Source organism: Legionella sp. (assembly GCF_049790535.1).
In the GTDB taxonomy this organism is placed as follows: Bacteria; Pseudomonadota; Gammaproteobacteria; order Legionellales; family Legionellaceae; genus Legionella.
The window spans coordinates 51,592-73,065 of the sequence record NZ_JBAQZB010000131.1; the positions used below are offsets into that span (position 1 = coordinate 51,592).

The following is a 21,474-nucleotide window of genomic DNA, read 5'->3' on the forward strand; positions in this document are numbered from 1 at the left end:
TTAAATGTGAGCTTCATGCAGAAAACCTTATAATCCGTACCGTGTAACCCTTCTTAGTTCAGATCGGGGACGAAGCGATATGGAAGAAGTAACCCTACCTCCGATTTCATAATCTACATTATCTCCAAAATTAAAATAGAGATTAGGTTGGCTCTGTTACACAGGAGCATTTATAAAAATAGAGTTGCTTCTGTTCTTGGATAGTTCCTTTTGTATCGTTGGAGTAGTCGAACTTACCGTTTGTTGCCAAATTTTTTGGTAACTTTCAGCAACAACTCGTCGTGTTTGCTGTGAAGAGATATAACACTGTTTTTGACTTTCATCTAACTCGCGAAATTCCTTTATTTTCTTATTAATTCGTCTGCAAAGAATCGTCTTATATTTCAGCGAAATCAGACTCTAATGCTACAAAGTCTTGTGGGGAGTTAATCCTGTATTTTATTTCTTCAAACCGGAGGAGCTCTTCAAAGGTAAAAAGATTCTTTATACGAATGAGTATGTTATTAAAAAATTAGCTTCTTTAACAATCAGTTCCAACGCATCAACAATTAAATCAAACTCAGCCATTTTTTCAACAACAATTGAGTCAAGTACTTCATTAATTGATTCAACGTAATCTGCTTTAAGTTTATTATCGAACGGTAAAGTGCTAATTACAAACCCACTTACTTTCTGCAAAAATGGAATAGACTTCATTATCGCCAATTACTATGTGATCGAGCAAGTGGGCATCAACTAATTCTAAGGCATCACGTATGCGTTCAGTTACAGCGATGTCTTGATGACTCGCTCTGGAGACACCTGAAGGATGGTTATGTGCAAGGATTAAAGCTGCGGCATTAAGCTGCAGAACACGCTCTACGATTGGTCTTGAATGAATTGTTGCGGTATTGATTGTTCCAGAAAAAAGTTCTTCATAAGCGATAATACGATACTGGTTATCTAGAAATAAGGCAGCAAAGGTTTCATTTTTATAATCACGCAGACGCTTCTTTAAATAAGCATAAGTTTGTTTACTGTTGGTGATCTGAGTTTCTTTTTGTAGCTGGATAAAATCACTGCGTCGGCAAATTTCCTTAACTGCTTGCAATTGTACGTAGCGAACAGTTCCTAATCCATGGACTTGTTTAAAACAGAGTTGATCAGCATTGAGAACAGCACGTAAATCACCCAAATGTTTGAGAAGATCAGTAGCTAGTTGCACACAGGATTTTTTACCACTACCAGAGCTGATAAAAATTGCCAGTAATTCAGTGTCAGAAAGATTTTTCACTCCATTAGTTAGTAATTTTTCACGCAGATCCAACTGTCTCCTGCTCGGGGCAAATGTCATAATGTATTCCTTTATTGCGAAGTTTAACGAGGCTATTTTTATCCAAAATCAATAGATTATGCAAGAGCCATCGCACAATTATTTTATTTGATGTAACTACTTTTTCTATTATAAATATTTCTTTATGGTGAAGATTATGTTTTGATCAGGGCAATTTTTTAAAAAAATGGTAGATTATGCACGATTTTATTGGTAAAAAAATTCTTCTTGGTGTTTGTGGAGGTGTTGCTGCTTATAAATCAGCTTATCTGACTCGCGAGTTAACTTGTTTGGGTGCTGAAGTAAAGGTAGTGATGACTCAATCCGCTCAACAATTTATTAGCCCTTTATTGATGCAGGCTTTGTCAGGAAATGAGGTACGCACTGATTTATTTGATGCTCAGGCAGAACGGGCCATGGGGCATATTGAATTGGCGCGTTGGGCTGATTATTTGGTAATTACTCCTGCTTCAGCCAATTTCATTGCGAAAATGGCGCAAGGTATTGCGGATGATTTATTATCTACTTTATACCTTGTTGCTGAAATTCCAGTGTTTGTTTGTCCTGCGATGAATCACAGCATGTGGCACCATCCAGCAACTCGGGCAAACTGCACTTTGTTGCAAGAACGAGGAGCAATTTTCGTTGGTCCAGAGGAGGGAGCACAAGCCTGTGGTGAAGAAGGTCTAGGTCGCGTTAGTGAAGCAGAACAAATTATCAGCGCATTGCGTTTACACGAAGTGCATCAGTTATTAATGGGTAAAAAAGTTTTAATTACAGCCGGACCAACGCGGGAATCGATTGATCCAGTGCGTTATATTAGTAATTACAGTTCAGGAAAAATGGGTTATGCCTTAGCTGAAGCAGCAGCAAGGGCAGGTGCGGAGGTGACTTTAATTAGTGGTCCCTGTAATTTATCCATTTCTGCAGGAATTAAACTTATTAAGATTGAGTCCGCCGAAGAAATGTTGACTGCCACCATGCATGAACTAGATGATGGATGCATTTTTATTAGTGCTGCAGCGGTTGCTGATTATCATATTCACCACCCGGCCAAGCAAAAAATGAAAAAAACTGAGCAGCCAGAGTTAACACTGCATTTGATCAAAAATCCTGATATTTTAAGTAATGTTGTCGACACCGGTAAAGCTTCTTTTGTAATCGGCTTTGCTGCGGAAATCACCGATGTAGTTCGTTATGCTACCGAAAAATTAAAACGTAAGAAATTGGATATGATTGTTGCGAATACAGTTGGGAAGGAACTAGGTTTTGAGCAAGATGTGAATCAAGTCACTGTGATTAATCACAGCAGGCAAATTGAATTAGCATTAACGCACAAAACACGATTGGCTGGACAAATTATTGCAATCCTTGCCGCAACTCTGCACAATGATGCCATTTAATTAATGCCGTATCTTATAGGAAAAATGATGACACAAGCAATTCAATTTAAAATTCTTGATTCAAGAATAGGAAACAGTATCCCAGTACCAACTTATGCCACTGAGGGTTCTGCAGGTCTGGATTTGCGTGTTTGTATTAATGAACCGTTGCAAATAGCCCCTCAAGAAACGGTATTGTTACCCACAGGACTTGCTATTTATATTGCCGATCCTAAATTGGCAGCGGTTATCTTGCCTCGTTCAGGTTTAGGACATAAACATGGAATTGTTTTAGGTAATTTGGTGGGTTTGATTGATTCTGATTATCAAGGTGAATTAAAAATTTCTTGCTGGAACAGAGGCATTGAACATTTTACCGTAAACCCAGGTGATCGCATTGCTCAATTAGTGTTTATTCCAGTAGTGCAGGTTGTTTTTGAACTTGTGGAAGAGTTTACTGATAGTTCGCGAGGCGAAGGAGGGTTTGGAAGTTCTGGAAGAAATTAATAATCTACTAGAAAAAGCCAGTTCCATGATCAGCTTGAGAAGCTGTGACGTATCTGAGCCTTTCTTCTCAAATCTTATTTTTTTAATACATACAACATGACCTCAAGTGGATGTTGATTTTGTATGCGAGCAGGAATTTTTTCTTGTTTAATCAATTGTAACTGAGTTTGTTCTACTAATTGTTTAATATATGTCGGGTGATGACTAAAGCGGGCACTCGTTTGTAAGAACCAGGGACTTTTAGGACTAATTTCTGTCGTAAAAATAAAATAACCGTGCTGGTTTAAATGGTGCTCAATGCTGTGAAAAAATGAATTCAATTCACCCAAATAGGGGAGCACATCTGCGGCAACGATTAAATCATAGGACGTGGAATTTTTTTGGAAAAATTCACTAATTTCTGCTTCTATCAGTTCATCATAAATACCTTTTGTTTTCGCCTGAGCCAACATTTTCGCTGCAATATCAACTCCAGTTAAATGAGAACTCATTTCGCGAAGTACTATTCCAGTTAAACCAGTACCGCATCCTAAATCCAGGGTTTGAGTTTTTTGAGGCAGCTCTAATTGGTGGATTGTGCGCGCGATGTGTTGAGGAATTGTATAGTGTAATGTGCCTTGCATGTGCTGATCATAATAAAGAGCATAATTATTAAATAAATTATGAGCATATTCAGGGCTGGTTTTCGCCTGACTGTCTCCATCAAGCGCATGGAGCATGTGACTGCTTACACTGTCATTAGGATTAATTACCAGGGCTTGTCTGAGGTATTCACGTGATGTTTCGCGTTGATCTATTTTAAGATAAATCGCTGCTAAATTATTTAGTGAGGCTGCATGGTTAGCTTGTAAACGCAGAACATGATCAAAGAAAATAATGGCTTCATTTAAGTGGCCCAAAGCCATTTGGGCTACACCTGAATTATATAAGTATTCAATATTATCGGGTTCTTTTTTTAATAAAACATCATAATGCATGAGGGCATTTTCAAAACGATCATGGTGCATGAAGGTGGCTGCCAGATTATTGCGTGCATCAATATTCTCATTATCTAAAGCCAATGCTTTGCTAAAATAGTCCACTGCCAATTGATGGTGTTCTCTTTTTAACGCAATAACGCCTAAATTAGTAATGGCTTGAATTTGTTCATTATCTTGCTCTAAAACAAGAAGAAATGCGCGTTCCGCTTCGTCAAGAGCATTGTTTTCAAGATGCAAAATACCTAAATAAAAATAGGCTTCTGTGTGATGTGGATTTAAAGAGACTACATTATTAAATTGAGTTTGAGCTGCCTTAAGTTGATTATTTTGCAGTAATAATAAACCTAAATTAAAATGAGCGGCGCTAAAATCGGGTTCAGCATGAATTGCCTTGGAATAATGCTGCAAGGCTTTAGCGTAATTATTTTGTAAGGCATAAATAGTTGCTAAATTGTTATGAGCTTGCGCGTAATCAGGTCTTAATTTAATTGCATGTAAATAACAATTAATGGCTTTATCCAATTGCTGAGATTTTTTGTATGCATTAGCAAGATTGTTCAATAAAATTGCATCATCAGGACTTAAGGTGTGCGCTTGCGATAAATAGAGGATGGCTTTATTAATGTCATTCAATTGTGCGTATGCAAGACCTAAAAAGTGTAGCGTGTTTAGGTGAAGGGGATTTTTAGTTATTATTTGCTCATAAATGCGGATTGCCTGCGACAATTGACCTTTATTGTGTAAATTATAAGCTTCTGCAAAAAGTGTTTCTAGTTCAGCGTTCATTAGAGGTTTGGGATAAGTTTGCGCAGTTGGTTTAATGCCATTGCGCGATGACTAATAGTATTTTTAATAGTAGCAGGTAATTGTGCTGCGGTGCATTGATATTCATTAATATAAAATATGGGATCATAACCAAAACCACTGGTACCGGCTGCTTCATAATTAATGGTGCCTTTGAACATACCTGTGGCAATGAAAGGAGTAGGGTCTTTAGCGTATTGAACAAAAGCTATAGCACAATAAAAATAAGCTTCACGCTGTTTTTCTTGAAAAGTAGCCATTTTTTTTAATAATAAATCAATATTTTCCTGGTCAGTCGCATTAATTCCAGCATAACGGGCGGAATAAATGCCCGGTTCACCATTTAAGCAAGGAACAACTAAACCTGAATCATCTGCCAAAGCAGGTTTGTTAGTATATAAACTAGCATGCCGAGCTTTAATAAGGGCGTTTTCTATGAAGCTTAAACCATCTTCTACGGTGTCTGAGACTCCTAAACTAGTTTGAGAGATGCAATGAACAGGCGCTAGAAGTGCGTTTAATTCTTTAATTTTGCCTTGATTATTTGTAGCCAGAACAATTTCTTTCATTGTGATAAGTGCGATCAAATAATAACTAGTGTAACGCGATAAGATAAAAATCGAAACGTTATTTTCGCTTATTTATGTATAAAAATAATATTCACTATGTAGAATTATTGAAATTTTTGTGCTAAAATAGGGGTTTTTATAAGTATAACTGATTTACAATGCCCATTTCTCATCTTTTATTAGTACTTTTAGTTGTTCTAGTTTGGGGAATTAATTTTCTTTTTGTGAGTCTTGGCCTCACCGAAATCTCTCCTTTGCTTCTTTGCGCCTTACGTTTTCTTTTAGCCAGTATTCCAGCCATATTTTTCGTCACATTACCGAAGAATTCATTTAAAGTTGTCGCTTTATACGGTTTAGTCATGTTTGCTTTGCAATTTGCTTTTCTTTTTATTGGGATGAGCTTAGGTATGCCTGCAGGTCTTGCTTCTCTCTTGATTCAAGTTCAGGTCTTTTTTAGTATGTTTTTTGCGGTAATTTTTTTAGGTGAGCAACCCAACAAGGGGCAAATTGTGGGCGCTTTAATTTCCTTTTTGGGAATTGCCTTAGTGGCAATGCACTTTGATAATGATATTTCTTTAGCCGGTTTTGTCTTTATCCTTGCGGCGGCTGCTACTTGGGGAATAGGGAATTTGATTACCAAAAAAATTAGAGGAGATAGCTGCACTATGATGGCTCTTATTGCCTGGGCAAGTTTTATTGCCTGCATTCCTATGTTCTTTATTTCATTAATGATTGAAGGACCTGCTAATTTTGTTACTACTTTTGCACAGTTGACCTGGAAAGGGCTTACTGCATTGTTTTATATTGTGTTTATCTCAACCTGGATAGGTTACGGGATATGGAATTGGTTATTAGCACGTTACCCTGTCGGCATGATTGCTCAGTTCACTTTGTTAGTACCAGTAATCGCCATGTTCAGTTCTATTGTATTCCTGGGTGAGTCGTTCCAAATGTGGAAGTTGGCTGCTGGATTATTAGTGATTGGGGGGTTATGTATTAACTTCTTAGGGTCTCGCTTCTTTGCAATAAAAATAAAACATGAGATATGATAACGCCTTATCCAAAAAATAGGTAATTCATGGAGATTGAATTAAAAACAATAGTGTTATGCGCGGATGATTTTGGCTTAAACGCGGGTATTTCCCAGGGAATTTTAAAACTAGTTCGCATGAATCGTTTGTCTGCTGTAAGCTGTATGGTGAATCAGCCAGATTTCATGGTGTATGCCCCTGAATTGTTAGCAATGAAACATCAAATACGGATCGGTTTACATTTTAATTTAACTGAAGGGAATTTATTATCTATTCCAGGAAAACCGTGTTTTTCTTTAAATGAATTATTAATTAAAACACATTTATGTGCCGTTAAATTGGCTTTTATCGCGCAAGAGTTTAACCAACAACTTGAACAATTTAGGCAGGTAATAGGATGTGCGCCTGATTTCATTGATGGTCATCAGCATGTTCATCAATTTCCTCGCATAAGACAGGTTATTCTTGATCTTTATGAGCAACAATTAAGACATCATGGAACAGCTATGCGTGCAACCTATCCGGTCATTGGCGCAGCTAAATACCAATTTAAAGCTAAAATATTGGCATGGACTGGAGGCAAGGCTTTGCGTGCTAAATTACAGAAAGCGTGCATTCCGCATAATGAGTATTTTTCTGGGATTTACGATTTCTCTCCGACAACAAATTATCGCAGTTTATTTCGTAGTTGGTTGAGTTTACTAAAAGATCGTTCATTAGTAATGTGTCATCCTGGAGAAAGCAGTAATAACGCTGATGTCCATGCGGTTACCCGTTTAATGGAACTGAATTATTTTTTAAGCAATGAGTTTGTCGGTGATTGTGCTGAGTATGGTATTCGCTTAGCAAATGCATAAATAGTATGGTAGTTACATTCTTAAACTTTTTTAATAGGGATATTTAATATGAACAGGGACGCGTCCATTTTGTTTACATCTTTTGACTTAAGCGGACAGCAATTAAGAAATCGCATTGTCATGGCACCTCTGACACGCAATCGAGCCATTCATGGTAATGATGCTCCCCAAGCTTTAAACGCGCAATATTATGCTCAACGTGCTTCTGCTGGATTAATTATTTCTGAAGCCACCCAAATTTCTCCCACAGCAAAAGGATATGCCTGGACGCCTGGAATTTATTCACAAGAACAGATTGCTGGTTGGAAATTAGTTACCGCAGCCGTGCATGCAAGAGGAGGAACTATATTTGCTCAGTTGTGGCATGTTGGACGTATTTCTCATCCTGATTTACAACCAAGTAATGTTGCACCGGTTGCTCCCTCAGCGCTCACTCCTGTGGGACAAAAAACATTTATTGAAAATGGTACTTTTAGTGATATTGGCCAACCTCGGGCATTAAGATTGGAGGAAATTCCGCTGATTATTAAGGATTATCGTAAGGCAGCTAAGAATGCAATCGAGGCGGGATTTGATGGCGTTGAAATCCATGCGGCTAATGGTTATCTCATTCAGCAATTTTTATCTGATGGTGCCAATCAGCGTACGGATGCGTATGGTGGTTCAATTAGCAATCGTTTACGTTTTGCATTAGAGGTGGTGGAGGTAATTACCGCTGAAATTGGGGGCGCTCGTGTAGGAATTCGTTTATCTCCTATAGGTCATATCAATGGAATTTCAGAAAGCGCACCTAAGAATGTTTATTTTCGACTGGTGCGTGAATTGAATCAATTTGCGTTGGCTTATATTCATGTTATTGAAGGTGCTTCGCAAGGTCCCCGTGAATTTGATGGCTTTGATTTCCGTGCGTTACGCAAAGAATTTAACGGAGCCTGGATAGTTAATAATAATTATACTTATGAATTGGCTAGGGAAGCGGTCGCTTCAGGATATGCTGATTTAGTAGCTTTTGGTAGGCCTTATATTGCGAATCCTGACTTGGTTGCACGATTTAAAAAGAATGCACTACTCAATGAAATGGATCGGAGTACCTTATATGGAGGTACGGAAAAAGGCTATATAGATTATCCAACGCTTGAGGATCTTTAGCCCAGCGATTTATGCTCTTGTTGCGATGAATTTTATCTGTAATAATATTTTTTCTCCTTTGCAGCTCGCTAGGGTAATTTAATATGAAGCATGTACAAATTAGTGTTTACATTAATGAAGCTGATAAATGGCAACAACGTCCTTTGTATCTAGAATTACTTTCAATGCTTCATGAACATGAGATTTCAGGGGGAACGGTGTTGCGTGCTGTAGCAGGGTTTACGTATACCAAGTCTGGTGAAATATCTTTAGGTGATGACAATAGTAAATTACCTTTAGTGGTGCAATTTATTGATACCATTGAAAAGATTAAGGCTGTGTTACCTGTGGTGAAAGCCATGGTTGGAACGCGTCTTATCATTCGTGAATCTGTAGAGATAATATAGTAAGCATTATTTTAGCGACAGGCCCAATATCTTGAAAGAAAAAAGCTATAAATGGAAACAATACTTAAAACCAGTATTAAAGCGAGCATGTAGTTTAAATGCGTGAGGCGTAAAACAAGAAAATACAGAGCTTCATTGATCGCGCCTGCGGAAATGGCCACCAAAAAAAAATGGGGTAGACTTAATATCTTTTTGTCATGTAATTGGGAAAAGGTCAGGTATTTATGACCGAAAAAACTGACATTAAATGCGGTGAAAAAAGCAAATATATTGGCAACTAATGCGGGAAAATGCGCGTAGTTTACCAGTAAGAATACAATCGTTAAATGCACTAATGCAGCACAACATCCGATACCTGCATAATAGATAAGCCGATGTTTTAACTTAAGCGATGTTGTCGTCAAAACTGAATTCCTCATCAATTATATAATGGGGTCTATGCTTGACTTCATCGAAGACGCGACCTATATATTCTCCAACTACTCCTAAGGCAAATAGTTGCAAGCCACCAAAAAAGGTAATAGTCGTTACAATGGTTGCCCAACCAGGTGTTTTAATGCCAAAAATTAATGTGCTACAAATAATCCATAATCCATATATTATAGCCAATGTTGCGACGCCGATACCACCCAAAGCAATAAGTCGCAAAGGAAACGCGGTAAATGAAGTAATGCCGGTGATTGCTAAATCCAATAAGGAATAAAAATTCCACTGTGAAGTACCTGCTTTACGAGGCTGTACCTCAAAAGTGACTGCTATTTGTTTGAAACCTACCCAACTGTACAAACCTTTCATAAAGCGATTACGTTCAGGTAGTTTTTGTAATGCGTTTACTATTTTTCGATCCAACAGTCTAAAGTCGCCAGCATTGGCAGGTATGTTTACCCGGTTAATTTTTGAAGTAAGTTGATAAAAAATTTTGGCGCAAATGCGTTTAAGCCAGGATTCATCCGCACGATTCTGACGTACTGCATAAACCATATCGTACCCTTCTTCCCATTTTGTAATAAATTCATTTAAAAGCTCAAGCGGATGTTGAAAATCACTATCCATTAAAATAACCGCATCACCTTGAGCATGATCAAGTCCTGCGCTAAGAGCCTTTTCTTTGCCAAAATTACGACTAAAGCGAAGATAGTGAAGACGAAATTGACTCCTTAATTGCTGAATAATGGCGCGAGTATTATCGTGACTACCATCGTCAACAAGTACTATTTCATAAGTGTAAGGTAGTTGTTTGAGTGTATTGTCCAGTGCAGCAATAAATTCTGCAACTACAGTTTCTTCATTATAAATTGGAACGACACACGAGATCCGTTTTTTATGATTTATTGAGTTGGGCATGATTTTGTTTAATTTATGAACTTCTGATGTGTTTAATTAGCTATGTTAACCTGAATCGAGAATTCTGGTAAGTAGATTTGAGCTTTTTTCTCTGTAGATAATAAAAAAGTAGTAAAGAATCTCGTCTAGATAACTTATCATCCCTCTTAACTAGAAAAGAAAAGTACGGTTGTTAAATCGTGATCGGTTAATTATTGGCGAACAAGTCTTCTATTATTTTGGGCAAATGAAACCTGCTTTTTTGTTGAACGGTAAGGATTAATATCCAAACCTCCACGGCGAGTATAGCGTCCATAAACAGTTAATGATTCAGGCTGGCAATGATGCATAATATCCACAAAAATTCGCTCTATGCATTGCTCATGAAATTCATTATGATTTCTAAAGGAGACCAGGTATTGTAATAAACCTTTGTGATTAATTTTTTTACCTGTATAAGCAATATGTACGCTTCCCCAATCCGGTTGATTAGTAATCAGACAATTCGATTTTAATAAATCGGAATAAAGAGTTTCTTCTATCCACTCATCATGAACAGTAAGAAAAGAAGGTTCTACTAAATAAATAGAACATTCTACGTCAAGGTCATCAATACATTTACCCAGAAATGAGTCTTGAATCGCAAAATTTTTAGCCTGATCTAAAGAATGAATTTTAACCCAGACATTTGCTTCAATTCGGGCAGCGAGATCTTTTTTAATTATTCGTGCAAGATCAACACTATTTTTTATTTTGGTATTATTAAACGAATTAAAATAGAGCTTTAAGGACTTAGATTCAATAATTTTAGGTGAAACACAATCATAAATCAGTTCAGCAATGGCTACCTGTGGTTTACCTTTTTCATTAAGCCAGGAAACCTCATAATGATTCCAGCAGTCAAAACCTGAAAAGGGTAAGTGATTGGGGTCAATGCCAATTTCACGGCGTTTTTCTGCTCTGGAAATTGGGTAAAGAAGGTTTGGATTATAGTGAGTACTGTAATTAGTTTTTTTGCCTAATTCGGATTGTTCAGCAATAGATTGGTATTGTTTTAAAACGTGATCATTCACAGAAATTAACCTCAAAATTTAACTCATTATTTACCCCGACTTAGAATGCAGGTTTTGAACGAACACTATACATCGCTCGTTCAACAAGCGCTACTTTTAAATGGAAATTACTTAAGTTTTTACATCTGAAAAGGAATTCATCATTTGCTTTATTCAGCGTACTAACTATATTTAACGTTATGGTTGAGGTTAATCCTCAGGGCTGGGATAAACAACAAAGTATCAATATACAGGAGTGTTCAAAATGAATAAGTCTACTCATAGTCCAAAATCTCAGGTACGTGAAACAACCAGTGATTTATTAAACGAAGGAAAAAAATGGGCTAATGAAATGTGCGATGAGGGTATGAATAAAGTCAATCAAGTTGAGGACAGCATCAAGGAATGTTCTGATCAGTTATTAAGAAAAGTCCAGGAAAATCCATTAGCTTCGGTATTAATTGCTGGAGGAGTTGGCTTTTTATTATCTAAAATTTTGAGAAAATAATGGAAGTTTTGAAGCAAGTCGAAGAGCTTGTTTCAGCAAAAATATCGGTTATAAAAGCGGTTTTAACCCTTATTCAGCCGGAGGCACAATTAGCGGGTCTTAGTGTTTTTCCCTTACTGCTGAATTTATGTATGCTACTTATTGTATTAATGACCTTTTGGTTATTAACTTCTTTATTTATAGGGTATGGAATTTTATTAATATCTAATAATTTTCCACTATCCCTTATTTTAGTTCTCTTATTTAATTTAATTGCGCTTTGGGGGTTAATTAAGTACCTTGCTTTTAATATAAAAAATATGAGTTTTGAGAAAACACGATCTTATTTTTTGCAAAATAAAGGTAATAAGAATGAGTTCAAGAAAACAATTACTAGCAAAAATAGCGATGATGGACAGGATATTGCATCAACAACAAATTCAGGTGATGGCACATAAAAAATATTTTATCCAAAAGAAAATGAATCATTCTTCATGGTTGATTGTCATACTACTTATTCCTTTTCTTTGGTTAGGATGGAAAGTAAGTAGTGAGAAATGGATTACTAGAATCACTACACAATTAGTTGAGCTAATGATGTTAACGTTTGTGACTTATTCCAGAAAACAATTAATAAATTTTTTAAACTTGGGAAAAGTGGTTGACTCAGAATAGAGGCACCAAGATTTAAGCTTTTAACTGTTCTATAGGGTGTTAAACTTATGAAATAGGGATTCTTGCGTTGGGCGATAATCTGTCAAATTCATCTCACTCTTAAAAATATTAAGCCCTGTTTGCCTTGCGAATTGTCGATACCCTGCTGAAGAATCCATAATCCTTTTTTGTAACTGTTCTAAATTAGTTAATTTTACTTTCACGCATTGTTCAATTAAAGACGTCAATCGTGGGTCGTTTTCCTGAGGACACAACTCAAAAAATTCAGCACGAAGCCTCGCAATTACCGAGGTTTTAATTGTATCCCAAATAATAGGAATCCCTTTAAGTTTAATAGTATTTAATAGATGCATTAAGTGGTTATAAGAGTCCTCCGTTTGTGGGGGAATGCTCATTTCTAAGTACAACTTTGCTTCTTCTTCAACAATTGAATTCGTAATGGCCAGCACTTCAGGACTATTAAATATCTGCGTGACTACCTTGTCAAAAGAAATAAATTCTTGTTGTTCATGGTTATAAATCAGGATCTCTCCTGATTCAAAATCATAAAACCATGCATGCAAATTGAGTTCATGCTGTTCGAGTCTTTTGAGGACCGCGGGATGAGTTTTTAAATTTTCAATTTGTACCAGGATATTCTCTTTAGTTACACAGTCTAAAGAAGCAGGGCTGTGTTCATCATATTTTTCTTTAAATTTTTTGAGTGTCGGTTGAGCATAAGTTAGCCATGCAGCCACAGCCGGTAATTTTAGCTCAAGATTTTGAGTCATCAGTCCTTTCATAGCACCACAATGAGAGTGGCCACAGATAATTATATCTTTTATCTTCAGTTCTTCCAGTGCATACTCAATGGCTGCAGCTTCCCCTGATGGTATAGAGGAATAAAAAGGCACAATATTTCCGACATTACGGACAATAAATAAATCTCCAGGTTCAGTATGGGTGATAAGTGCAGGTGCAATCCGTGAATCAGAGCAGGTGATAAAAAGAGCAATAGGATATTGTCCCTGAGTAAGAGAATCATAGAGTTTTTTCTTTTGCGGGTAGATATTTTTTCCAAAGTACCGTATTCCTTTCATTAGCTGAAGCATAACTATTCCAATGAAAATTAATGTGATCCAAGTATACCTAAAAATTTCGTTGAATCATCTTTTATGAAGAGGAAGTTTCTTATTAAATTAGTTGTTTTTTTCAGCAATATTATTTTATTAGTCTATATTTTATACATAGATCAATGCTCAGTAGGTAGTTGCAGTTTTAATTATTTAATAGGAGTTCAAATGAAAAAAATAGAACCGCTAAGACTTGCTACGCTCAATGATTTGGAGAAAAAAGATTGTCGCGACATCGCGCAGGCTATTAACCCATTGTTAGCGGATACGTTCGCATTATTTGTAAAAACAAAAAACTTCCATTGGCATATGTCAGGTCCCCATTACCGTGATTACCATCTTCTGCTGGATGATCAAAGTGATCAAATTTTTGCAATGATTGATGTCCTAGCTGAACGTGTTCGTAAATTAGGTGAAAGAACCATACAATCAATTAGTCAGATTAAAGCGTTACAAAGTATTGAAGAAGTAGATAAAATTTTTTCTGCGGAAGAAATGTTAAATAATCTATTACAAGACAATAAAAATTTTTTAATTCGCATGCGTGGTGTTCATGAGGTTTGTGGCAAAAGGAACGATGTGGCGACAACAAGTATTTTGGAAAATTACATCGATGAAACCGAACAACGAATCTGGTTTTTATTTGAAACTTTAGCAAAATAACTTGTTTAGCATCGCCATTATACAAGTAACTAATTCCATAAAGACCTGCTACAAGGTCTTTATGGGCTTATTTTTTCACCACATTCTTTACCATTTGTTCTAAATTCAACAGATGGGAATGAAAAAAGTTCATTCCTCTTTTTTTATCCGTTTCACCAATGTTAGTGCTTTGGGCAATTCATCTAAAGAATTATATAAATATGCTCCACCTCAATTGTGAAAGTATTTTGAACATTATGTCGTAATTATGTCATATTATAAGAATCAGGTTAAATGTTAGACACTGATTTAGATAGTATGGACACTATTTTTCAAAACATAGGTGCCAGGTGCATCTATTAATGGAGCATAGTTCAATTTATTAACATCCGGAGCTGTGGTAGGTGTCCCTGAATGCTTTGTAAGCCATTTTAGCCATTCTGGCCACCAGGAACCTGTATGTTCTCGAGAACCTTCAAGCCATTGTTCTGGAGTGGAAGTAGAACTGTTATTAACCTTATAGCCATATTTTATCACAGAAGGCGAGTTTATAATGCCAGCGATGTGTCCAGAACCACCCAGAACAAATCGTTTAGGGCCACTCATCAATTGAAAGCCTAGATACGTTGTTTTCCAGGGAGCTATATGATCTTTTTCGGTTGAGAGAAAAAAGGTGGGTACATCAATTTTACTGACATCTATTGAGGTATTATTGATATGAATTTTATTAGGTTTAGCTAGATTATTGTGCAGATACATCCATCTTAAATATTGAGAATGCATTTTCGCAGGCATGTTCGTTGAATCTGAGTTCCAATACAGGATATCAAAAGGAACAGGGTTTTTACCCTGCAGGTAGTTTTTGATAAAAAAGGACCAAACTAAATCATTTGCTCTCAACGAGTTAAAACTTGAAGTCATAAATTTTCCAGCAAGATAGCCTTTAGACTTCATTTGTTCTTCTAACTTTTGGATTTGTTGTTCGTCAATAAATACAGAGATATCGCCTGGATCACTAAAATCGATTAGTGATGCTAAAAAGGTAGCGCTATGAATGGAATTGTCTTTGTGGGCTTTGTTATAGGCAAGCAAGAGGGATAATAAGGTTCCACCAATACAAAATCCCAAAGTATTAACCTGATTTACGTGAAGCTGATTTTGGATCACTCGGATAGCTTCTTGGGGTCCTTCTTTTAAATAATCGTATAAATCTTTTTGAGCAAAGCGGGCGTCTGGATTCACCCAGGAAATAATGAATACCATAATGCCTTGCTCTACTAGCCAGCGAATTAATGAGTTATGAGGACTTAAATCCAAAATGTAATATTTGTTAATCCAGGGTGGAATAATTAATAGGGGGATTGATTTAACTTTATCTGTTTGTGGAATATATTGAATTAACTCCATCATTTCATTTCTAAATATCACTTTTCCAGGAGTAATTGCCAAATTTTCACCAATTTTAAAGGCATCTGCAGCGGTCATTTTAATCATTAAACGTGAGGAATTTATCTCTAAGTCGGAAAGTAAATTATGTAATCCATGCAGTAAATTTTTACCATGACTTTTCAGCGTTTCATCCATCAATTGTGGATTAGTATGAAGAAAATTTGTTGGTGATAACGCGTCTAAATACTGTTTGATAAAAAATTGCAGACGTTTTGCTAAATTTTTATCTGAATACTCCATCTTTTCAAATAAAGCCTTCATGTATTTACTAGCTAAGAGGTAGTGTTGACTTAACATATTGAAAAAAGGATTATTTGACCAATCTTCATTATTAAAACGAGAGTCGGTTATAGGCATAGTTGTGCCTTCGAGCCAATGGCTAAATTGAGTTTGTGCCAGTTTTATCGCATCTTCGCAATAAGCCCATTGCATTTGCCAGAGTTTCTCCGGGTTGTTCAAAAGCACCGAAACTATATTTTGGAAGTATTCTGTTAAATCAATGTATTGATTTACTAAGACAGAAAGCTGTAGTGGTTTGTTTTGTATTTCATTAAGGATTTGTAGACTTTTTTCAGCGACGGCTTGCAGTAAGTCACTAAACTCTTTGTCGTGGATCATCCTAACTCCTGAAGACAAATAACCTGGAATTTTATCTATTTTGGAGTCTTTGCTTAAGTTTATCAAGATGAAAGGGTAACATTCTTAATGTTGCTTCTTATTTACGAGCGAAAATCAACAGCGACCATCCATTTAGATTTTCTTCGCCTATCAATGAAAACTGTGGCTCATAAGTTTCAATGAGAAGAGGTGCCTGTTCTGTTAATATTCCTGAAATAACCAGCTGACCCTCATAATGTATTAATTGATGAAAGCGGGGTTTTAGGCTAGTTAATGGAGCTAATAAGATATTTGCAATTACTAAATTTACAGGGGTATGCAGTTCCTCAGGGGAGCTTATGTGTAGCTTCTGAGTATCCATATTATTCGTCAGTGCGTTATTGTAAGTGGCTTGCAGCGCTTGCGGATCAATATCTACCGCATAAACTTGTTTTGCGCCTAATTTTAATGCAGCTAAAGAAAGGATGCCGGAGCCACAACCATAATCAATGACTGATTTTTTTTAAGTTCTGATTGTTCCAGCCAGGTTAAACATAAAGCGGTTGTGGGATGTGTTCCTGTACCAAAAGCTAGGCCAGGATCAAGCATTAAATTAACTGCCTCAGGTTCAGGAGGGGTTGACCAGGTAGGACATATCCATAAACGGGAGCTAAAACGCTGTGGTTTAAAGTCATCCATCCAGACTCTTTCCCAGTCTTATCTTCTAAAATTTCCAGGCTTAAGGTTAATTCACTATAAGTTTCTGCTAGATGATTTCGAGTTAATTGAGCCTGAATGGCTTCTGAAAATAAGGCATGAATAATCATTCCAGCCATAAAGGGGTGGTTCCAGGTTCAGGCTCAAGAACAGGATTATCATTCTTATCCGTGAGCATAATGGAAAGCGCCCCAAATTCTGCCAATTCATCACTGAGATATTCTATTTTTGCAACAGGACAACATTCTATTTTTAATTGGAACCACACTGTATTAATCCTTTAGCATTTTTTCCAGATAATGAATATTAGCACCGCCCATGATAAAGGACTGATCGTAAAGAATGCGTTGGTGTAATTCAATATTAGTCTTAATACCATCAATAATGATTTCATCAAGTGCGTTACGCATTCTGGCGAGCGCTTCATCGCGGGTTTCCCCATAGCTTATTAACTTGCCAATCATCGAATCATAATTGGGTGGTACGGTATAACTGCTGTAAATATGGGAATCGAAGCGAATACCTGGCCCACCAGGCTGGTGCAATAACTTGATTGTTCCTGGGGACGGCATAAAGGTTTTTGCATCTTCAGCATTAATTCGGCACTCAATAGCATGGCCACGAAATTTAATGTCTTTCTGGTTAAGTGTCATCGGAAGGTCACTGGCAATTTTGATTTGTTCTTTAATCAAATCAATACCAGTAATCATTTCCGTTACAGGATGTTCTACTTGAATACGTGTATTCATTTCAATGAAATAAAAACATCCATCTTGATATAAAAATTCAAAAGTTCCTGCACCGCGATAGTGTAAATGTTGACAGGCTTGGACTACAGTAGCGCCGATTTTTTTTCTCAGCTCAGTGCTAATTCCAGGAGCTGGCGCTTCCTCTACTACTTTTTGATGGCGTCTTTGCATGGAGCAATCACGTTCACCTAAATGAATGGCCTTACCTTTTCCATCGCCAAGTACTTGAAATTCAATATGTCTTGGATTTTCCAGAAATTTTTCCAGGTAAACGGTTTCATTATTAAATGCCGCTTTAGCTTCGCTGCGAGTCAATGCTATAGCACTTAGCAAATTGGATTCGCTATGAACTACCCGCATCCCCCGGCCACCGCCACCGCCAGCAGCTTTAATAATTATTGGATAGCCAATTTTACGGCCGATTTCCAGATTAAGCGTTTCATCATCAGTTAATGGGCCATCAGAGCCAGGAACACAAGGAACTCCAGCTGCTTTCATCGCATGAATGGCAGATACTTTATTACCCATCATGCGAATGGTATCACCTCGTGGACCAATAAATTTGAATCCGCTTTGTTCGACAATATCCGCAAAATCTGCATTCTCAGACAAAAATCCATAACCTGGATGAATTGCTACTGCGTCAGTAATTTCAGCAGCAGAAATAATGGCTGGGATGTTGAGATAGCTTTTTTGCGCGGAAGCAGGGCCGATGCAAACGGTTTCATCAGCAAGGCGAACGTGTAGAAGATCTTTGTCTATATCTGAATGTACGGCAACTGTCTGAATGCCAAGTTCCTTACAGGCACGCAAGATACGAAGTGCAATTTCACCTCTATTGGCAATAACAATTTTACTGAGCATTAATGCACCTCTATTCTATGATAAATAAAACCTGATCGTATTCTACAGACTCTCCATTGCTTACTAGGATCTCGACAATCTTACCATCACGATCTGCTTCAATTTCATTGAACATTTTCATGGCTTCAACAATACATAAAACATCACCGACTTTAACTAATTTGCCAAGGGTAACAAATGGGGGGCTTTCTGGTGCTGGAGAGGTATACATAGTGCCTACCACAGGTGAGCGAATTTTGTGTCCTGATGCAAAGGAAGGTTTGATTTCAGGGTGTGCAGTAGGCATAATTGGATTGCTTGGAACAGGAGCTGCTTCTGCACATGGGGCTGGTTGAGAAACGTAGTGGATTTGAGGTGCTTCTACTGGCGTGTTGCCATAGCGACTCAATCTTAGGGATTCTTCACCTTCTTTAATTTCAATTTCAGAAATGCCAGTTTCTTCCAGCAATTCGATTAATTTTCTTATTTTACGAATATCCATTATTTAGTTCTCTCTAATTCTTCGATAATTGAGGTTAAAGCTAATGAGTACCCTTGCGTGCCTAAACCACTAATAGTGCCTTTGGCAATATCAGTGAAATATGAATAATGACGAAAAGGTTCACGAGAATAAATGTTACTAATATGTACTTCAATAAAGGGAATGGCAACCGCACAAAGTGCATCGCGTAAAGCCACGCTTGTATGTGTAAAGCCAGCTGGATTAAAGATGATGTACTTTGTTTTGTTAGCCCCCGCCTTGTGAATGGCATCGATTAACTCACCTTCAGCATTGCTTTGATAACAAGAGAGCGCTAATTTTGCATGGGCTGCTTCTTGAATTAAAAGCGTATTGATCTGTTCCAATGAGGCAGTTCCATAAATTTGGGGTTCTCGAGTTCCGAGAAGATTCAGATTTGGACCGTGCAAAACCAGTATTTTTTTCATCATTCCGTAATTGGTAATTATAAAATAATTTTGGCGAATTTTGCCTTATCTTTATAAAATTGTCTATATATCTGCGAGGATATCAACATTATCTCTGCATGTTAGTTTTTTGCAAGGTGTTTTATTCAATACAATATCATCTTTAATATTAACATAAATCGATTGGATAAGGCTACAATCTAAGGGCATTAATGGCGATATTAAAGTATATTTATCGCTTTATTCTCTTGTCAAAATCCCCCTTTCAAGGTAAATTTCATGAGCAAAAAATTAATTTTTTGTTCACGATGAGTGCTAATTATATTTTTATCTTGATATTCACATGAAGCCCAAATAAATAATTTCAAAAACACTAAAATTATGCTAGGTTGGAGGAGTTTGTTGAGCAATTGTGATCTTCACAAAAATTTGGGTGTGACTCTCTGTTGATACTATACAGGTTATTCCATGACCGGATTTTCAGGATGAGGAAGTGTTCAACTGGAGAGTTACTAGTTAAAGTTGCAATTAAGGAGTTTTTCAATGCATCATAATTACTATTTTTCTCCATTAGTGGTTGCTTTAGCCTTAGGAATTGCGTCTCCTGTGCGAGCTGCAGAGCCTTTGTTTTTACAGAAAGCATCCATGGCTCAATTAAAACAAAAATTCGTTTTGGCTACACAAGGTGTTTCTATTGCCACTGACAGTTTAAGTTTTGTAAGAGAACATACCGATCATAATAAAATAACTCATATTCGCATGCAACAGCAGTATGCAGGGTTCCCTGTTTTTGGTGGTTATGCCATTTTGCATAGTACCACCAATGCGCGATCGTTAGCTGCAAACCAATCGAACGTGTCGATGAATGGTGTTGTTTATCAAGGATTACAGTCTGAATTAGGTAAACCAAGTGCTTCTTTTGTAAGTAATGCTTTTGCTGCATTGGAACATTTTAAGTTTCAGTATGCAGATAACGACTTAAGTGAAGAACAGGTACTGCCAATGGTGTATATTGATGACAGACACCAAGCGCATTGGGCTTATAAAGTCAGTGTTTTTGTTACTTATAAAGATAAGATTCCAGCACGTCCCACGGCTATTGTTGATTCGCAAACTTATAAACCTTTTGTGCAATGGGATAACGTAAAAACTAAAAAATTTTTAGTGAAGGGCTCAGGTTTTGGTGGAAACCGCAAAACTGGTAAATACCGTTATGATGGTAAAAGGTTACCTTTACTTGAGTTAACCCGTGATAATGAAGATGCGCTCTGTTTCATGGAAAATACTCATGTTAAAGTAATTGACATGGAGCATAAATACAGCCCAAGAACGAAAGCAATGAAATTTAATTGTCCAAACAAGGTTTCTGCTCATTATCTAACTGGATATAAAGGAGATGGTTACGATAGAGAAAATGGTGCGTTTTCCCCAACAAATGATGCATTGTATGCTGGTTATGTGATTAAACATCTGTATCACGATTGGTACGGTGTTGAGGCATTATCTAATTCTGATGGTTCACCAATGCAATTAGTGATGCGTGTTCATTATGGTGAAAGTTATGAAAATGCTTATTGGGATGGCCGCCAAATGACTTTTGGAGACGGTGAGACTATGATGTTTCCTTTAGTTTCTCTTGGGGTGGCAGCTCATGAAATCAGTCATGGTTTTACAGAGCAACATTCTAACCTTGAGTATTATGGTCAATCGGGGGGCATGAACGAGTCGTTTTCTGATATGGCCGCTCTCGCATCTGAGTATTACTCTCTAGGTAAAAATAATTGGAGTATTGGTAGCGAGCTGATGAAAGAAAATAGTGGTTATGAAGCTTTGCGTTATTTGGATCTACCCAGTCGGGATGGAGATTCTATTGATAGTGCTAATGAATATTATGGCGGTTTAGATGTTCATTATTCTAGTGGTG

At 37.0% G+C, this 21,474-nt stretch carries 21 protein-coding genes and 1 pseudogene; 10 read left to right on the forward strand and 12 right to left on the reverse strand.

The window, feature by feature from the left end; genetic code table 11:
- Positions 1-649: 649 nt before the first annotated feature.
- Positions 650-1,333 carry a RadC family protein gene (gene radC, locus WA877_RS08655; RefSeq protein ID WP_425170517.1) on the reverse strand — a complete coding sequence of 228 codons (684 nt, stop codon included), beginning with the start codon at positions 1,331-1,333 and terminating at the stop codon, positions 650-652.
- 176 nt (positions 1,334-1,509) lie between these two features.
- Here radC and coaBC point away from each other — a divergent pair, with 176 nt between their 5' ends.
- On the forward strand, positions 1,510-2,715 hold the full coding sequence (gene coaBC, locus WA877_RS08660; RefSeq protein ID WP_425170518.1) for a bifunctional phosphopantothenoylcysteine decarboxylase/phosphopantothenate--cysteine ligase CoaBC: 1,206 nt from the start codon (positions 1,510-1,512) through the stop codon (positions 2,713-2,715).
- Positions 2,716-2,742: 27 nt separating this feature from the next.
- Entirely contained in the window at positions 2,743-3,201 is a 459-nt protein-coding gene (gene dut, locus WA877_RS08665) for a dUTP diphosphatase (protein WP_425170519.1), read from the forward strand.
- A gap of 74 nt (positions 3,202-3,275) precedes the next feature.
- On the opposite strand, the gene WA877_RS08670 is transcribed toward dut, so the two are convergent.
- Together WA877_RS08670 and rdgB are read right to left on the reverse strand one after the other, a co-directional pair.
- The gene (locus WA877_RS08670; protein WP_425170520.1) at positions 3,276-4,967 is read right to left on the reverse strand and encodes a tetratricopeptide repeat protein; all 1,692 of its coding nucleotides are present in this window, start codon (positions 4,965-4,967) and stop codon (positions 3,276-3,278) included.
- A complete protein-coding gene (rdgB, locus tag WA877_RS08675; protein WP_425170521.1) occupies positions 4,967-5,554 on the reverse strand; it encodes an RdgB/HAM1 family non-canonical purine NTP pyrophosphatase in 588 nt (195 codons plus the stop codon). Before rdgB ends, WA877_RS08670 begins: the two co-directional genes overlap by 1 nt.
- A 158-nt stretch (positions 5,555-5,712) precedes the next feature.
- Here rdgB and WA877_RS08680 point away from each other — a divergent pair, with 158 nt between their 5' ends.
- The 4 genes from WA877_RS08680 (at position 5,713) to WA877_RS08695 (ending at position 8,977) form a co-directional block, all read left to right on the forward strand.
- A complete protein-coding gene (locus WA877_RS08680) occupies positions 5,713-6,603 on the forward strand; it encodes an EamA family transporter (RefSeq protein ID WP_425170522.1) in 891 nt (296 codons plus the stop codon).
- Positions 6,604-6,632: 29 nt separating this feature from the next.
- Positions 6,633-7,442, forward strand: coding sequence for a ChbG/HpnK family deacetylase (locus tag WA877_RS08685; protein WP_425170523.1), 810 nt, complete (start codon positions 6,633-6,635; stop codon positions 7,440-7,442).
- Positions 7,443-7,490: 48 nt separating this feature from the next.
- On the forward strand, positions 7,491-8,591 hold the full coding sequence (locus WA877_RS08690; protein WP_425170524.1) for an alkene reductase: 1,101 nt from the start codon (positions 7,491-7,493) through the stop codon (positions 8,589-8,591).
- Positions 8,592-8,674: 83 nt separating this feature from the next.
- Positions 8,675-8,977, forward strand: a complete 303-nt coding sequence (locus WA877_RS08695; RefSeq protein WP_425170525.1) for a DUF190 domain-containing protein — start codon at positions 8,675-8,677, stop codon at positions 8,975-8,977.
- An 11-nt stretch (positions 8,978-8,988) separates the two neighbouring features.
- On the opposite strand, the gene WA877_RS08700 is transcribed toward WA877_RS08695, so the two are convergent.
- The 3 genes from WA877_RS08700 to queF form a co-directional block, all read right to left on the reverse strand.
- The gene (locus WA877_RS08700; RefSeq protein WP_425170526.1) at positions 8,989-9,396 is read right to left on the reverse strand and encodes a GtrA family protein; all 408 of its coding nucleotides are present in this window, start codon (positions 9,394-9,396) and stop codon (positions 8,989-8,991) included.
- Positions 9,362-10,321, reverse strand: coding sequence for a glycosyltransferase family 2 protein (locus WA877_RS08705; protein WP_425170527.1), 960 nt, complete (start codon positions 10,319-10,321; stop codon positions 9,362-9,364). The genes WA877_RS08700 and WA877_RS08705 overlap by 35 nt, the downstream gene beginning before the upstream one ends.
- A 191-nt stretch (positions 10,322-10,512) precedes the next feature.
- Positions 10,513-11,373: an NADPH-dependent 7-cyano-7-deazaguanine reductase QueF gene (queF, locus tag WA877_RS08710; RefSeq protein WP_425170528.1), complete on the reverse strand. Its 861-nt coding sequence runs from the start codon at positions 11,371-11,373 to the stop codon at positions 10,513-10,515.
- A gap of 244 nt (positions 11,374-11,617) precedes the next feature.
- Between queF and WA877_RS08715 the strand changes: the two genes are divergently transcribed.
- Together WA877_RS08715 and WA877_RS08720 are read left to right on the forward strand one after the other, a co-directional pair.
- Positions 11,618-11,860: a hypothetical protein gene (locus tag WA877_RS08715; protein WP_425170529.1), complete on the forward strand. Its 243-nt coding sequence runs from the start codon at positions 11,618-11,620 to the stop codon at positions 11,858-11,860.
- Positions 11,860-12,297 carry a hypothetical protein gene (locus WA877_RS08720; protein ID WP_425170530.1) on the forward strand — a complete coding sequence of 146 codons (438 nt, stop codon included), beginning with the start codon at positions 11,860-11,862 and terminating at the stop codon, positions 12,295-12,297. Before WA877_RS08715 ends, WA877_RS08720 begins: the two co-directional genes overlap by 1 nt.
- Before the next feature lie 246 nt (positions 12,298-12,543).
- Here WA877_RS08720 and WA877_RS08725 read toward each other — a convergent pair whose 3' ends face one another.
- Positions 12,544-13,605, reverse strand: a complete 1,062-nt coding sequence (locus tag WA877_RS08725) for a carbonic anhydrase (protein ID WP_425170531.1) — start codon at positions 13,603-13,605, stop codon at positions 12,544-12,546.
- Between the two features lie 189 nt (positions 13,606-13,794).
- Here WA877_RS08725 and WA877_RS08730 point away from each other — a divergent pair, with 189 nt between their 5' ends.
- Positions 13,795-14,289 carry a Dps family protein gene (locus WA877_RS08730; protein WP_425170532.1) on the forward strand — a complete coding sequence of 165 codons (495 nt, stop codon included), beginning with the start codon at positions 13,795-13,797 and terminating at the stop codon, positions 14,287-14,289.
- A gap of 288 nt (positions 14,290-14,577) precedes the next feature.
- Here the strand turns inward: WA877_RS08730 and WA877_RS08735 are convergent, their stop codons facing one another.
- From WA877_RS08735 to aroQ, 5 genes and pseudogenes are all read right to left on the reverse strand, one after another.
- Positions 14,578-16,335, reverse strand: a complete 1,758-nt coding sequence (locus tag WA877_RS08735; RefSeq protein ID WP_425170533.1) for a PHA/PHB synthase family protein — start codon at positions 16,333-16,335, stop codon at positions 14,578-14,580.
- A gap of 97 nt (positions 16,336-16,432) precedes the next feature.
- Positions 16,433-17,299, reverse strand: a pseudogene (gene prmA, locus WA877_RS08740) (50S ribosomal protein L11 methyltransferase).
- Between the two features lie 4 nt (positions 17,300-17,303).
- A complete protein-coding gene (accC, locus tag WA877_RS08745; protein WP_425170534.1) occupies positions 17,304-18,644 on the reverse strand; it encodes an acetyl-CoA carboxylase biotin carboxylase subunit in 1,341 nt (446 codons plus the stop codon).
- Between the two features lie 10 nt (positions 18,645-18,654).
- Positions 18,655-19,125, reverse strand: coding sequence for an acetyl-CoA carboxylase biotin carboxyl carrier protein (gene accB / locus WA877_RS08750; RefSeq protein ID WP_425170535.1), 471 nt, complete (start codon positions 19,123-19,125; stop codon positions 18,655-18,657).
- Positions 19,125-19,571, reverse strand: a complete 447-nt coding sequence (gene aroQ, locus WA877_RS08755; RefSeq protein WP_425170538.1) for a type II 3-dehydroquinate dehydratase — start codon at positions 19,569-19,571, stop codon at positions 19,125-19,127. The genes accB and aroQ overlap by 1 nt, the downstream gene beginning before the upstream one ends.
- 522 nt (positions 19,572-20,093) lie before the next feature.
- On the opposite strand from aroQ, the gene WA877_RS08760 reads away from it, so the two are divergent.
- Positions 20,094-21,474: M4 family metallopeptidase (locus WA877_RS08760; protein WP_425170536.1), on the forward strand; the 1,381-nt coding region annotated here is incomplete at its 3' end.

Coding starts and splice junctions, on each gene's coding strand:
- radC (WP_425170517.1), bottom strand. CDS start 1,333: ATGACATTTGCCCCGAGCAGGAGACAGTTGGATCTGCGTGAAAAATTA.
- coaBC (WP_425170518.1), top strand. CDS start 1,510: ATGCACGATTTTATTGGTAAAAAAATTCTTCTTGGTGTTTGTGGAGGT.
- dut (WP_425170519.1), top strand. CDS start 2,743: ATGACACAAGCAATTCAATTTAAAATTCTTGATTCAAGAATAGGAAAC.
- WA877_RS08670 (WP_425170520.1), bottom strand. CDS start 4,967: ATGAACGCTGAACTAGAAACACTTTTTGCAGAAGCTTATAATTTACAC.
- rdgB (WP_425170521.1), bottom strand. CDS start 5,554: ATGAAAGAAATTGTTCTGGCTACAAATAATCAAGGCAAAATTAAAGAA.
- WA877_RS08680 (WP_425170522.1), top strand. CDS start 5,713: ATGCCCATTTCTCATCTTTTATTAGTACTTTTAGTTGTTCTAGTTTGG.
- WA877_RS08685 (WP_425170523.1), top strand. CDS start 6,633: ATGGAGATTGAATTAAAAACAATAGTGTTATGCGCGGATGATTTTGGC.
- WA877_RS08690 (WP_425170524.1), top strand. CDS start 7,491: ATGAACAGGGACGCGTCCATTTTGTTTACATCTTTTGACTTAAGCGGA.
- WA877_RS08695 (WP_425170525.1), top strand. CDS start 8,675: ATGAAGCATGTACAAATTAGTGTTTACATTAATGAAGCTGATAAATGG.
- WA877_RS08700 (WP_425170526.1), bottom strand. CDS start 9,396: ATGAGGAATTCAGTTTTGACGACAACATCGCTTAAGTTAAAACATCGG.
- WA877_RS08705 (WP_425170527.1), bottom strand. CDS start 10,321: ATGCCCAACTCAATAAATCATAAAAAACGGATCTCGTGTGTCGTTCCA.
- WA877_RS08715 (WP_425170529.1), top strand. CDS start 11,618: ATGAATAAGTCTACTCATAGTCCAAAATCTCAGGTACGTGAAACAACC.
- WA877_RS08720 (WP_425170530.1), top strand. CDS start 11,860: ATGGAAGTTTTGAAGCAAGTCGAAGAGCTTGTTTCAGCAAAAATATCG.
- WA877_RS08725 (WP_425170531.1), bottom strand. CDS start 13,605: ATGCTTCAGCTAATGAAAGGAATACGGTACTTTGGAAAAAATATCTAC.
- WA877_RS08730 (WP_425170532.1), top strand. CDS start 13,795: ATGAAAAAAATAGAACCGCTAAGACTTGCTACGCTCAATGATTTGGAG.
- WA877_RS08735 (WP_425170533.1), bottom strand. CDS start 16,335: ATGATCCACGACAAAGAGTTTAGTGACTTACTGCAAGCCGTCGCTGAA.
- accC (WP_425170534.1), bottom strand. CDS start 18,644: ATGCTCAGTAAAATTGTTATTGCCAATAGAGGTGAAATTGCACTTCGT.
- accB (WP_425170535.1), bottom strand. CDS start 19,125: ATGGATATTCGTAAAATAAGAAAATTAATCGAATTGCTGGAAGAAACT.
- aroQ (WP_425170538.1), bottom strand. CDS start 19,571: ATGAAAAAAATACTGGTTTTGCACGGTCCAAATCTGAATCTTCTCGGA.